The organism is Massilia sp. MP_M2, from assembly GCF_039123635.1.
Lineage (GTDB): Bacteria > Pseudomonadota > Gammaproteobacteria > Burkholderiales > Burkholderiaceae_D > Telluria.
The window spans coordinates 14231-26832 of the sequence record NZ_JBCHJF010000008.1 but is presented as its reverse complement, the minus strand read 5'-3'; the positions used below and the strand labels follow the sequence as shown (position 1 = coordinate 26832).

Here is a 12602-nt window from a genome sequence, read left to right as displayed (position 1 = left end):
CTTGAGCAGGCGCAACACGCTCGACTTGGCGCAACGCTGGCGCATTGACGGATCAGCGCTGCATCACCCCGCGCAGTCGCAACTCGGTGTGGCCAAAATCCATCATCTTCCAACGCCCGCCCCAGGTCAGGCCGAGCGACTCGGCCACTTGTCCGTAGGCCTGGTAGCCGCGCATCGCCCACGGGTCTTTTTCCGAAATCACCAGCTTGCCGTCGCGCAGGAACGCGCAGTCGCCCGCCAGGCCGTACTGGTGCCAGCTCTGGAACGCGCGCGCATTGGTGACGTTGCTGCCACTGGCCGCCAGCGCATCCTGGCGCGCCGGGCTGCGGTAGCCTTCGAGCAACGCCATCTCGTAGCCGTGCTGCTCGCGCATGATCTTGAATGCCAGCAGCAGACGCGCGCTGAAATCGGGGTGCAGCAAGCCCCAGTTGCGACTCGCGCCCACCAGCATCGGCCGCACCAGTTCGACTTCGGCGGTCGTGAAGACGTCGGGCGGCAACGCCACGGGGGGCGCCAACCGTTCACCGGCCAGCAGCGCCGCTATTTGTTCATCCGGCATGGCAGCGCTGCCTTCATACACCGGCAGCATGGCGGGATTGCTCAGCGCCAGCGCCAGCAGCGGCGGGATCAGGATCAGCGGCGCGACGACCGCGAACAAGACCCGGTGCTGGCGCAAGGCGCGCACCAGGCGCTCGCGCACGGTGCGGGCGGCCGCATCGCGCATGGCATCGGGCGCCCGCCCGCGCGCTTGACGCCATGCGCCAGCGCGCCGTGCCAGCGCGCGCAGGTGGCCGATGCTGCGCGTTGCCAATGCGCGACCTGCCGGGAACACGGCAAGCCAGATCAGGCCAGATGCGCCAGAAACGTACAGAAGCGCGATAAAAATCAGCATCGGTACCTCCAGGATTGTTTCTAATCAGAACTGGAAAAACCCCATCTTAGGAGTGCTGTCATGCATTCATCAGACGAAGATCAAGCAAACCCCACGCAACCGCACCCGCGGCCCGATCTGATGTCGTCGGCGCGGCGCGGCGGCAACGAAGACAGCATTCTCGCCAAGCTCGAACGCGAGCCGTCGCGCCGCGCCGCGCCAGGAGGCACCGGCGTGCGGCTGGCCTGGTATGGCAGCGCCGTCCTCGCCGCGCTCGGGTTGACGGGCGCCCTGGCCTGGCTGGCAGCGGGTCAGGACGGCCCGCACAGGGTCGCGCCGGCGCATGCGGGGATCGCCGCCCGCGCCATCGCGGCCGACGAACCGGCGGCGCCGCTGGCCGCTGCCGTGATCGTCGATGCACCGGTGCTGGCGCCTGCCTTGCCCGTGGTCGCCAGGGTGGACGTACTGCAGTCACCGGCGCCTCCGCTGCGCCTGTTGAAGCCGGCGAATGCGGAGCGGGAACCCGTCAAGTCCACGCGCACGGCCCCTGCACCCGAGCGCAGCGCCGCCAAGACCCTGGCCACGGCGCCGACGCCGCTCCGTGTCCGCGCACCCGCCCCTGCCCCCGCAGCGCGCCAGGCAGCACGGCTGGCACGACATGCCGGCCCGGCGCGCGTTGCCGAGACCACGGACAGCGATGTCGCCCTGATCTCGGCCGTCATCTACCACGCCAATGGCCATGCCCTGCCCGACTCGGAGACGGGGCCCGATCGTTGCACCGACGACGCCTGTCGTCCCCGGCCAACGCGCTAGCGCGGCACCGGACGATCGCGCCGAAACTGCTGGATTCCCTGGTTGCCCGGGCTTATACTGTACATAAGAACAGTAATGCAGGCGGTCATGATCAGGTTGTTGGACAACGAGTTTTATTATCTGGATAACTTTCAGCGCGTTCTCGACTGGATCGGCGAACGCTATGCCGACCTGCTCGACGCGCAGGAGCACGCGTTCCTGGCCGCCTTCCCTGCGCTGCCGCATGCGGCGCGCGCGCTGTTCGTGCGCATGGTCATGCGAAAAGGCACCCTGTTTCGCGCCAGCAAACTGCGCTATGCCGAGATCGGCTGCCCCGTCGAGGCCGCCGGCCACCTGCTCGGCACCGGCTGGATCCAAGCCGATCCCGAACTCTCGCTCGACGAACTATTCGACCTGCTCTCCAAGCCCGAAGTCGCCCAGGCCTTTCCGCACCTGCGCCAGAAGAGCGCGCGCAAGGGCGATCTGCTCGAAACGTTGCGCGCCGACTGCGCCGATCCCCGCCGCTTCTCGGGCTGGTATGGCGACTGCCCCGACGTGGCCTGGCGCATCCTCGTCAAGCCGCTGTGCGACCGCCTGCGCCTGGTTTTCTTCGGCAACCTGCGCCAGGGCTGGACCGACTTCGTACTGTCCGACCTGGGCCTGTTCCGCTACGAGCAGGTCGACATCTCGCCGGCCTCGCGCGGTTTTCGCCAGCGCGCCGACATCGACCACTACATCCTGCTGCACGCGTGCCGCGAGCGCTTTTCTGCTGGCGAAGCCGTCGAGGATGTCGTGCGCGACCTGCCCGAGCATGCGTTCGACAACGACTGGCTGGCCAGCCGGCGCGAAAAGCTCGTGTTCCAGATCGGCCAGCACTACGAAAAGCAGAAAGACTGGGATGGCGCTTTTGCCGCCTACGAGCGCTGCCGCTACCCCGGCGCGCGGGGCCGCGCCATCCGGGTGCTCGAAAAACACGAGCGCTTCGACGATGCCTGGGCGCTGCTGACCAACGCCCAGGCCGCGCCCGAGAACGACGCCGAGCGCCAGCACCTGGCCCGCATCGCGCCGCGCCTGGCGCGCCGCCTGGGCCACGCGCGCCTGGGCCGGTTGCCGAAGACCGACGTGCAGCGCATCGACCTGTGCCTGGCGCCGCCGAACGGCGAGCGCTGGGTCGAAGGCGCGGTGCGCGACCACCTGGCGCAAGACGGTGCGCCCGTGTTCTATGTCGAAAATGCGCTGGCCAATACACTGTTTGGCCTGCTGTGCTGGCGCGCCATCTTCGCCCCCATCCCCGGCGCTTTCTTCCACCCGTTCCACCGCGGGCCGGCTGACCTGTACAGCGCCGACTTCTACGGACGCCGCCTGGCCGAATTTACCGCCTGCTTCGACGAACTCGATTCCGGCGCCTACCGCGACACGATCCGCGCGACCTACCGCGACAAGGCCGGCCTGCAGTCGCCCTTCGTGCACTGGGACGGCATCAGCCTCGAGCTGGTCGAACTGGCCCTGGCCTGCATTCCGGCCGCGCACCTGCGCAAGTGGTGCGAGCGGATCCTGGCCGACGTGCGCGAAAACCGCACGGGTTTTCCCGACCTGATCCAGTTCTTCCCGCTCGAGGGCCGCTACACGATGATCGAAGTAAAGGGTCCCGGCGACCGCCTGCAGGACAACCAGCAGCGCTGGATCGAGTACTGCGCCGCGCATGCAATGCCGGTGGCCGTGTGCTACCTGGTCTGGGATCTGGCGCCCGAGATGGCGCCCGGGATGGCGGCCTGATTTGACCGGCACCACGCAACCCGTCTACACGATCGCCGTGCGCGCGCTGTGCGAGTTCACCGCCAAGGCGGGTGACCTCGACCTGCGCTTCACGCCCTCGCCCAGCGCCCAGGAAGGCATCGCCGGTCACGCCGTCGTCGCCGCGCGCCGCGGCGACGGCTACCGCGCCGAGCTGCCGCTGTCCGGCGAATGGAACGGCTTGCGCGTGCGCGGCCGCGCCGATGGCTACGACGAAAACGAAAACCTGATCGAAGAGATCAAAACGCACCGCGGCCGCCCCGAGTCCATCCCCGACAACCACCGCCATCTGCACTGGGCGCAGGTGCGCGTGTATGGCCACCTGCTGTGCCAGGAGCGCGGCCTGGACTCTGTGAACCTGGCCCTCGTCTATTACGACATCGGCAGCGGCGTCGAAACGGTGCTGCGCGAGCAGCGCGACAGCGCCTGGCTGCAGAGCCATTTTGCGGGCCTGTGCGAACGCTTTTCGAGCTGGGCCGAGCAAGAGAGCGCGCACCGCGCCGCGCGCAAAGACGCGTTGACGCACCTGCGCTTTCCGCACGCCGACTTCCGGCCCGGCCAGCGCCACCTGGCCGAGAGCATCTACCGCGCCAACACCAGCGGGCGCTGCCTGCTGGCGCAAGCCCCGACCGGTATCGGCAAGACGGTCGGCAGCCTGTTCCCGACCCTCAAAGCCATGCCGCAGCAAGGCATCGACAAGGTGTTTTTCCTGGCCGCGAAGACGCCGGGCCGGCGCCTGGCGCTCGATGGCGCGGCCAAATTGTGCGGCGCCAAGGGAACGCAAGCCGCAACCCCGCTGCGCGTGCTCGAACTGACCGCGCGCGACAAGGCCTGCGAGCATCCCGACAAGGCGTGCCATGGCGAGGCCTGCCCGCTGGCGCGCGGCTTCTACGACCGCCTGCCGGCCGCGCGCGCCGCGGCGGCCGAGGTGCTGGTGCTAGACCGCGAGGCGCTGCGCACCGTCGCGCTCGAACACGACGTCTGTCCGTACTACCTGGGCAGCGAGATGACGCGCTGGGTCGACCTGATCGTCGGCGACTACAATTATTATTTCGACGGCGGCGCAATGCTGTACGCGCTGGCCCAGGCCAACGGCTGGAAGGCCAGCGTGCTGGTCGACGAAGCGCACAACCTCGTCAACCGCGCGCGCTCGATGTACAGCGTCGAGATCGACCGCGAACTGCTGCGCGCCGCGCGCGCCGTCGCCCCACCGGCCATCAAGAAAGCGCTCGAACGCGTCGGGCGTGCCTGGACCAACGTCGACAAGGGCGCGCCCGCACCGTATCAACTGCTCGAGTCGATCCCAGCGAAACTGGTCGACGCGCTGCAGGATGCGTCCAGCACCATCAACGAGCACCTGGCCGCGTTCCCCGGCCCGCTCGAGCCCGACCTGCAGCGCTTTCATTTCGATGCGCTGCAATTTGCGCGCCTGGCCGAGTCGTTCGGGCCGCACTCGCTGGTGGACCTGGCGCGCGACGCCGACCGCCCTACCCTGCGCGATTCGACGATCTGCATTCGCAACGTCGTGCCGGCGCCGTTTCTCGGCCCGCGCTTTGCCGCATCGCATTCGAGCACGCTGTTCTCGGGCACGCTTGGCACCTGGCAGTACTGCACCGACACGCTCGGCCTGCCGGCCGACACGGCCTGGGTCGAGGTGGATTCGCCGTTCACCGCCAGCCAGCTCGATGTGCATGTCGCCAAAGGGATCTCGACCCGCTACCAGGCGCGCGCCGCATCGGTCCAGCCGATCGCCGAACTGATCGCCCGCCAGTTCCACGAACGTCCCGGCAACTACCTGGCATTCTTCAGCAGCTTCGACTACATGGACCAGGTGGCGGGCGCCCTGGCCCGGCTCGACCCGGGCGTGACGGCCTGGCGCCAGGAACGCCGCATGAGCGAGACGGCGCGCCAGGGCTTCATCGACCGCTTCGCCATCGGCGGCGCGGGCGTGGGCTTTGCGGTGCTGGGCGGTGCGTTCGGCGAAGGCGTCGACCTGCCGGGCGAACGGCTGATCGGCGCGTTTGTCGCCACGCTCGGCCTGCCGCAGGTGAACCCCGTCAACGAGCAACTGCGCGAGCGGATGCAGACGCTGTTTGGCGCTGGCTACGACTACACCTATCTGTACCCGGGCATCCAGAAAGTGGTGCAGGCGGCCGGCCGCGTGATCCGCACCGAGCAGGATCGCGGCGTGGTGTGGCTGATCGATGACCGCTTTGCCCAGCCGGGCATCCGCGCGCTGATGCCGGCCTGGTGGGAGCTTGGCGCGCATAATTCGCGCTGACTGCCTACGCCAATAGCTCGCGGATGCGCTGGTAGCCGCTGCGGCTGATGGGCAGCTTCACGCTACTACGCAGCACGGCGCAGTGATTGTCCTTGCTGACCGGTTCGATGCGCACGATCGCGCCCAGGTTGACGATGTGCGAACGGTGAATGCGCACGAAGATCGCGGGATCGAGCTGCGCTTCGAGTTCGGCCAGGCTGCCATGCTTGAGATACTGCCTGCCGTCCGCGCAGACTGCCACATAGTCGTCCTGCGCCTCGATGTAGTCGACACTGGCCGTTGGCACCACGTGCACGCGGGCGCCGTCGCGAATCAGGATGCGCTCGAGCGGCGTGTGGCGCGCCGCGGCTTCCTTCACCACCGCCTCGATCTGCGCTGGCTGGGGCGAACGCAGGCGCGCCTGCGCCAGCGCTTCGCCCAGGCGCGCGCGCGAAAACGGTTTGAGCAGATAATCGATCGCATGCACTTCGAACGCGCGCAGCGCGAACCCATCGTAGGCGGTGGCGAAGATGTAGTGCGGCTTGCTGCCGGCCAGCTCGACCACCTCGAAGCCGTCGAGTTTCGGCATCTGGATGTCGAGGAACACGAGCTCGGGGTCGAGCTCCGCGATCGCCTTGACGGCCTCGAAGCCGTTGGCGCATTCGCCGACGATCTCGATGTCGGCGTGCGGCGTCAGGTATTCGCGCAGCACCGCGCGCGCCAGATGTTCATCGTCCACGATCAGAACCCGCATGCCGTCAGTCTCCCATGTCTGCGGGCAGGATCAGCTCCACCCGAAAAATCGCGCCATCGCGTGTCGCATGCACGCTGGCGTCGATGCCATACACAGCGGCGAGGCGCTGGCGCACGTTCGCCAGGCCGACGCCACCACCCTTGCGGGCCAGCCCGCCATCCGGATCGACATCGTTCTCGACCCGCAGCTTCAGTTGCGAGCCGGCGCGCGCCGCCTGCACGCGCACCACGCCGCCCTGCGGCAGCTGCCCGATGCCGTGCTTGACCGCGTTCTCGACCAGCGGCTGCAGGATCATCGGCGGCAGCAGGCAGCGTGCGGCGTCGTCGGCCATCTCGCAGGCGAACGCCAGGCGCGGCCCGAAGCGTACCTGCTCGATCGCCAGAAAGCGCTGCGTCAGTTCGACTTCGTCGGACAGCGCCACCTTGCGGTGGGCCTCGAGTCCCAGCGTATGGCGAAAGAAGCCGGCCAGCTGCAAGGTCATGTCGCGCGCGGCCACGGCATCGATGCTGGTGAGCGCGCTGATCGAATTGAGGCTGTTGAACAAAAAATGCGGGTCGATCTGCGTGCGCAGCATGCGCAGTTCGGCATCCTGCGCCAGCAGCTTCAGTTCGAGTTCGCGCGTTTCCAGCCGGCGCGCACGCTCGAACTCCAGCGCCAGGTAATGCGCGCTGGCCGTCATCCCGTACAGCAGCACACCCACGCCGAACATCGCCGCCGCGATGGGTGCCGAGAGCAGCACACCGCCCATCGATGGGCTCAGCCAGCGCCACAACGCCGCCCAGGCCAGCGCCGCCGCGCACCACAGCAGGGCCGCGCTCGCGGCCGTGACAAAGAACACGACCAGTACCGAGCGCAGCGACTTGGTCGCCAGCGGGTAGGCACGGCACAGGTAATAGCTCGAATAGCCGCACACGCTCGCATACACCAGCATCAGCGGCAGCGCGAACAGCAGGCTGGCCCCGATGCCGGCGCCGGTGGCCGCGTCGAGCAGGCCCGCGAGCATCAGCCCCAGCATCAGCCAGGCCGCCAGATACAGCGCGGCGCTGCGCCCGGCCCAGAACAGCCGACCCATCAGTTGCGGATTTCCACGCCACCCATGATCGCGTAGCCGCGAATGATGAGGCGCTTGCTGCCATCCGGTGGCACGACGGTCTTTTCTTCGAAGCCGCCCAGGATCGGCGTGCCAAGCAGGATCACGGTCCAGTCGGGCGGACACTTGATGGTCACGCCGCCCCAGAAGGCGAACACGTTGATCACCGCTTCACCACGGATCGAGGCGCCGCGCATATCGAGTTCGCACCCGCCCATGACCGCGGTGATTTCACCGCCGCGAAAATCCTGCGTTGCCACGCGGCGCTCGTAGCCGCCCAGGATCGCCGTGATATCGACCACGTCGCCGCTGCCGGTGTTATCGAGCATGCCGGCGCCCTTGCTAGCAGCGCTGCCGTCCGTCATGCCGCGGCTACGCAGCGCCTTGGCCACCAGCATGCCGCCCAGGCCAATCAGAATCAGCGGCCACAGGGTGCGCACGCTGAAGTCGATGATGTCGAGCCGGTCAAGCATCATCAGGATGCCCACCCCGACCAGCGCTGCGCCGAGCAGCGTGCCGCCCTGGCTGCGTGTGTCGCACAGCTTGACCGTGCCGACGATCACGAACAGCATCGGCCAGAACGAAAACGCGCGGTGCATGTCGACCAGGCCGAGATTATCGAGGAGGAACAGCAGGCCCATGCCGATGACCAGCACGCCAAGCACGACCTGGCCCGTCACACCCCTTGGCATGCGTTCATTTTTCATGGCGGCTCACCTTCTGGTTGTTGAGGAAACGGCGCGCGATGAATGGATCGAGCACCAGCTTGATGCCCCACATCAGGATGAACAGCGGCCAGCTGTTACGGAACGTCAGGCCGAATGCATTCTCGAGCACCGCGAACAGCCACAGGCCGGTAAACACCGTCCACAAGCCATTGCCGAATTCCTTCGGGCTCGGGTAGCCGATCGTCTGGCTGATGCCGACGGCGACGAGCAGCAGCGGCGCGTAGTGCCAGTAATCTTCGGCGTTGATGTAGTACAGCCGGTCGAGCAGCACGACGGCGCCGACGACAATGAGCAGCAGGCCCCAGACGATTTGCTTGCGCCAGCGATAGGACTCTTCGGATTGCATGGTGCGGATCTCCCTGTGATCGAATAGGGATCACGATAGCAAGGGTAGGCGCGTTGGGGAAAGTAGTTTTCGGCGAATGACGAGTCCCTACCGGCGAATGGCGAATCAGCGCCGGCCGCACATGAACAGGCGAAAAAAAACCCGCCGTGATGGCGGGTTGGGTGTCCAGCGCAGGCGCGATCAGGTAGCGCTGGCGGCTTCCTGGCGCTTGATCAGGCCTTTTGGCACGTTGCGGTACTTGGCACGGGCTTCGGCCTGACGCACGGCTTCGCGTGCGATATTGGTGCGCTTGATGTCGAGGCGTTCTGCCTTGCCGCGATGTTGAGCGATGTGCTTGCTTCCGATTCGGGTGGTCATGAGGTCTCCTTGGTTGAACTATGCGCCGCGTCCTTGTCAGGACGTCGACGCGAAAACATGTGCAGACGTTACTTTGCGGTCGGGGCGCCCTTGAGGGCTGCAGGGATGAGCATGGCCCAACCGAACTGACGCCGGATTTCATCGGGCGCCGGTGGCGGCGTACGATCACGTGAGCGGCGCGCGAGGTATTCGCGCACCAGGTGCTTTGATGGATGCTTGACATCGAACACGGCAACCTCCGCTTCCTTGCCGACCGATGCAGGCACAAGGCCTGCACCGCTCGTGAAATTGGTGCCGATCCTCGAGGCGACCGGCTAACCTGTTGAGGTGTCGGATGGCTGCGAATTACTTCGCGCGTTCCTCACTCAGACAGGAGCATCTTAAGGGCTGCGTTCGGGATTCACCGTTAGATGCCGCACACTTTGGACGTCAATACGGATGAGCTACAGATGTAGGGTGGCCGGGTCTCCCGTCCACGCGTTCAACGCGACCCCGCATACCACGGAGCGACGTTGGTGTGAACGCGTGGACGGCATAGCCGTCCACCCTACCTCGCGGCATGCTGCAATCAGAACTTGTAACGCAGGTTCAGATAATACTGGCGACCACTGACGTCGAGCTTTTGCTGCTCTTCTTCGCTGTAGCGATATTGCGCGCGTTTGGCGTTGGTCAGGTTGGTCGCGCTGAACGCGAGCTCCAGGTTCTCGGTGAAGTAGTAGTTGGCCGACAGCGCCAGCGTCGTCACCGCATCGGCGTAGGTCGGCGCGGTTGGCATGGCCACGCCGTTGATCACCGTCAGGCCCTGGCTGTTCGCTGTTGGCGCCGGCGCCGTCGTGCTGTTGACGTACTCGCCGCGGTAGTTTGCCACCAGGCGCGCCGACAGCTTGCGGTCTTCATAGTACAGACCCAGGTTGCCGGTCCATTCAGAAGCGCCCACCATCGGGCGGCCATCGTCGACCTTCGTCTTGGCGCGGCTGACGTTCGACGTGAAGCCGAAGTTGGTCTGCCCGAACGGCTGCTCGTACTGCAGCTCGATGCCGTTGATCTTCGCGGCCTGCTGCGAAGCCGTGTTGATGAAGAAGGACTTGACGGTCTGGTCACGCGGATCCTGCAGGTCGATCGTGGCAGCGCCCACGGCGCCCGTCTTTGGATAGCCGTCGATCGACGAATGGAACACGCTGACCGCGACGATCGAGCGCGGTGCGAAGTACCACGACCACGACAGGTCGACGTTGTCGGCCGTTTGCGGTTCGAGGTCGGGATTCGGGCCCGTGACGCGGCAGCCATTGGCGTCGCAACCCGGTGTGCCGAAACCACTGCCCAGCAGGTTGTAGTTCTGGCGCCCGATCGTGCGGCTCACGCCAAAGCGCGCCAGCATGTCGTTGCCCATGTCGTAGCGCACGTTCAGGCTTGGCAGCCAGTTGTCGAAGGTGCGCTTGGTCGGGGTCTTGTAGTACATGATGCCGGCCAGTGGGTTGAACGTCGCGCCATCGAAGAACGGGGTCGCGTCACCGGCATCGGTGATCGCGCCCGGATACGCGGCGCACGTCACGGGCGGCTGGCCCGGCGCGACGCGCTGGCAGGCGCCAGCGGGAATCGGCGTGGCGATATTGGCTTGCACTTCAGTGCGCGTGAAGCGCACGCCAACGTTACCCGACCAGCGATCGCGTTCCAGGTTCGCCATCAGGTAGGCGGCGCTCTGGCGTTCCTGCATGTCGATCTCGGAACTCACGCGGCGCTCAAAGGCGTCGCTCGTGACCTTGGTATTGGCCGCGATATAGTCCTTGATCGCTTCCGGCGTGTACGTGAAACCGGTGTTGTCCCAGCCGGCCGGGCCATCCAGGCCATCGCCGAAGTCGCCCGGGAACGCTTGCCAGCCGGTGGTTGGCGTCGGCGTGTTGGACGTGACGCGGCCCGTGACCGGGTTGAGCGTGATGCCATTGCGGAACGCCGGGCCGCGGCGCGCGCTGGTGCGCTTGTGATCCGAGAAGCGCACGCCGCTTTCCAGCGACTGGAGGATGCCGCGATCGACGCGGTATTCGGCGTCGAATTGCGCGCTCCATTCCTTGTCGACGGTGCGCACGCCCGACGCAGCGCGGTCGACGATGGTGTAGCCGCTGCCGTCGGCATTCAGGCCGGGCTGGTTGCCGCCGGCGTTCTGGTACCCGACGAACGGCGCGTCATGCAGGCCGCCGAGCGCGTAGGAGATGCCGGTGCCGTAGCGGGCCAGCGTCAGGCCCTGATCGAGTTCGGTCGTGCCCACGCCGCGCGTGCTCGAGAGCAGCGTCTTGATCGTGAGGTCGTCGTTGACGCGATACTTGGCGTCCAGGTCGAGGAACGAACTTTCGGCCTTGGCGCCATCGCGGTAGAAGCCTTCCGAGTTGCCGACGTACTGCGGCGTGGTCCCGTTCGGGAACACGATGTCGGCGGCCTTCAGTACCTTGAGCTGGTTGCCATACACGGTGGTTTCGTTGACGATGACCGGATTGCGGATCTGCGCGAACACCTGCTGCCCGTTCGAATTCGTGTTGGCGGCGGTGGCCACGGTGCTGCCCAGCGGCGCGTTCTTCCCGAGCAGCATGGAGTAGATGGCGCTCGATGTCAGGCGGCCGTGGTTGTCGGCATCCATCGACGAATGAAAGCCCGTAAGGGTCACGTCAAGGTCGCGGTTGGGCTTGAACTGCAGCGACAGCATGCCGCCCTTGCGGTCGCGCACCGATTCGACGAACTCCGAACTCATCGAGCCCGGCAGGCGCACGCCGTTCAAATCTGCCGCCGTGTAGCCGGTGCCGGCAAGCGATGCGTCGGTGATGCCTTTCATGGTGCTGGTGTTGATCACGTCCCAGCCGCTGTTGCTGCCGTAGGCGAAACGCGATACCGAATCGCGCCGCACGTAGCGCTTTTCGGCAAACAGCGCAGCCAGCACGCCGAAGGTGCCGGCCTCGTTCTTCCAGTTGACCGAGCCATTCATGTCCGGCGCGTAGCGGCCCGGCAGATCGGCGTAGCTGGCGCCGACGCTGACGACGCCCGAGAAATTTTCCTTGGCCGACAAGGGTTTACGCGTGGAGACATTGATGGTACCGGCCAGACCGCCATCGACGATATTGGCCTGGGATGTCTTGTAGACAACGGCCTGCTGCAGCACGTGCGACGGCATCAGCGACAGGCTGGTCGAGCGCGAGCTCGATCCCTGGTCGGCTACATACCAGTCGGCGCTGCTGACGGCGTGGCCATTGAAGATGATCAGCGACATGTCCGGATTGGTGCCGCGCATCGACACCTTCTCGGCCTCGTCGTAGTCGGTGCGCACGGCCACGCCGGCCAGGCGCTGCAGCGAATCGGCCAGGTTCTTGTCCGGCATCTTGCCGACGTCTTCGGCCGTGATCACCTCGACGTTGGCCGACGCATCGCGCTTGACCGCCAGCGACCGGGCCAGCGAGGCGCGGATGCCCGTCACTTCCACGGTCTGTATCGGCACGGCGGCGGTGGTCTCCTGGTCTTGCGCTTGCGCCTGCGCCAGCACTGGCAACGTGGCAAGGCTCCAGACGGCCATCGATACGGCCGCGGCAAGCGGCTTCTGCTTGAACATCATCTCTCTCCTGGGAAGGGT

General features: G+C 66.4%; 11 protein-coding genes. 3 read left to right on the top strand and 8 right to left on the bottom strand.

Annotated elements, in window-relative coordinates:
* Positions 1 to 52: 52 nt before the first annotated feature.
* Positions 53 to 892 carry a M15 family metallopeptidase gene (locus RCH14_RS16720; RefSeq protein WP_343027237.1) on the bottom strand — a complete coding sequence of 280 codons (840 nt, stop codon included), beginning with the start codon at positions 890 to 892 and terminating at the stop codon, positions 53 to 55.
* A gap of 60 nt (positions 893 to 952) precedes the next feature.
* Here RCH14_RS16720 and RCH14_RS16715 point away from each other — a divergent pair, with 60 nt between their 5' ends.
* The 3 genes from RCH14_RS16715 (at position 953) to RCH14_RS16705 (ending at position 5738) form a co-directional block, all read left to right on the top strand.
* Positions 953 to 1684, top strand: a complete 732-nt coding sequence (locus RCH14_RS16715; protein WP_343027236.1) for a hypothetical protein — start codon at positions 953 to 955, stop codon at positions 1682 to 1684.
* A gap of 87 nt (positions 1685 to 1771) precedes the next feature.
* Complete coding sequence (locus RCH14_RS16710) at positions 1772 to 3439, top strand: VRR-NUC domain-containing protein (protein ID WP_343027235.1); 1668 nt, start codon at positions 1772 to 1774, stop codon at positions 3437 to 3439.
* Between the two features lies 1 nt (position 3440).
* A complete protein-coding gene (locus RCH14_RS16705; RefSeq protein WP_343027234.1) occupies positions 3441 to 5738 on the top strand; it encodes an ATP-dependent DNA helicase in 2298 nt (765 codons plus the stop codon).
* A gap of 4 nt (positions 5739 to 5742) precedes the next feature.
* On the opposite strand, the gene RCH14_RS16700 is transcribed toward RCH14_RS16705, so the two are convergent.
* From RCH14_RS16700 to RCH14_RS16670, 7 genes are all read right to left on the bottom strand, one after another.
* On the bottom strand, positions 5743 to 6471 hold the full coding sequence (locus RCH14_RS16700; protein ID WP_343027233.1) for a LytTR family DNA-binding domain-containing protein: 729 nt from the start codon (positions 6469 to 6471) through the stop codon (positions 5743 to 5745).
* A gap of 4 nt (positions 6472 to 6475) precedes the next feature.
* Positions 6476 to 7543 carry a histidine kinase gene (locus RCH14_RS16695; protein WP_343027232.1) on the bottom strand — a complete coding sequence of 356 codons (1068 nt, stop codon included), beginning with the start codon at positions 7541 to 7543 and terminating at the stop codon, positions 6476 to 6478.
* The gene (locus RCH14_RS16690) at positions 7543 to 8268 is read right to left on the bottom strand and encodes a LiaI-LiaF-like domain-containing protein (RefSeq protein ID WP_343027231.1); all 726 of its coding nucleotides are present in this window, start codon (positions 8266 to 8268) and stop codon (positions 7543 to 7545) included. Before RCH14_RS16690 ends, RCH14_RS16695 begins: the two co-directional genes overlap by 1 nt.
* Positions 8258 to 8635: a LiaI-LiaF-like domain-containing protein gene (locus RCH14_RS16685; protein WP_343027230.1), complete on the bottom strand. Its 378-nt coding sequence runs from the start codon at positions 8633 to 8635 to the stop codon at positions 8258 to 8260. Before RCH14_RS16685 ends, RCH14_RS16690 begins: the two co-directional genes overlap by 11 nt.
* Before the next feature lie 180 nt (positions 8636 to 8815).
* Positions 8816 to 8992 (bottom strand): hypothetical protein, encoded by a 177-nt coding sequence (locus RCH14_RS16680; RefSeq protein ID WP_343027229.1) that lies wholly within the window; start codon positions 8990 to 8992, stop codon positions 8816 to 8818.
* 68 nt (positions 8993 to 9060) lie between these two features.
* On the bottom strand, positions 9061 to 9258 hold the full coding sequence (locus RCH14_RS16675; RefSeq protein WP_343027228.1) for a hypothetical protein: 198 nt from the start codon (positions 9256 to 9258) through the stop codon (positions 9061 to 9063).
* A 302-nt stretch (positions 9259 to 9560) separates the two neighbouring features.
* Positions 9561 to 12584, bottom strand: coding sequence for a TonB-dependent receptor (locus RCH14_RS16670; RefSeq protein WP_343027227.1), 3024 nt, complete (start codon positions 12582 to 12584; stop codon positions 9561 to 9563).
* Positions 12585 to 12602: the final 18 nt, after the last annotated feature.

Bases quoted from the DNA above. Each gene is read 5' to 3' on its own strand.
- RCH14_RS16690 (WP_343027231.1), bottom strand. From the start codon at position 8,268: ATGAAAAATGAACGCATGCCAAGGGGTGTGACGGGCCAGGTCGTGCTT.
- RCH14_RS16700 (WP_343027233.1), bottom strand. From the start codon at position 6,471: ATGCGGGTTCTGATCGTGGACGATGAACATCTGGCGCGCGCGGTGCTG.
- RCH14_RS16710 (WP_343027235.1), top strand. From the start codon at position 1,772: ATGATCAGGTTGTTGGACAACGAGTTTTATTATCTGGATAACTTTCAG.
- RCH14_RS16695 (WP_343027232.1), bottom strand. From the start codon at position 7,543: ATGGGTCGGCTGTTCTGGGCCGGGCGCAGCGCCGCGCTGTATCTGGCG.
- RCH14_RS16720 (WP_343027237.1), bottom strand. From the start codon at position 892: ATGCTGATTTTTATCGCGCTTCTGTACGTTTCTGGCGCATCTGGCCTG.
- RCH14_RS16680 (WP_343027229.1), bottom strand. From the start codon at position 8,992: ATGACCACCCGAATCGGAAGCAAGCACATCGCTCAACATCGCGGCAAG.
- RCH14_RS16715 (WP_343027236.1), top strand. From the start codon at position 953: ATGCATTCATCAGACGAAGATCAAGCAAACCCCACGCAACCGCACCCG.
- RCH14_RS16670 (WP_343027227.1), bottom strand. From the start codon at position 12,584: ATGATGTTCAAGCAGAAGCCGCTTGCCGCGGCCGTATCGATGGCCGTC.
- RCH14_RS16685 (WP_343027230.1), bottom strand. From the start codon at position 8,635: ATGCAATCCGAAGAGTCCTATCGCTGGCGCAAGCAAATCGTCTGGGGC.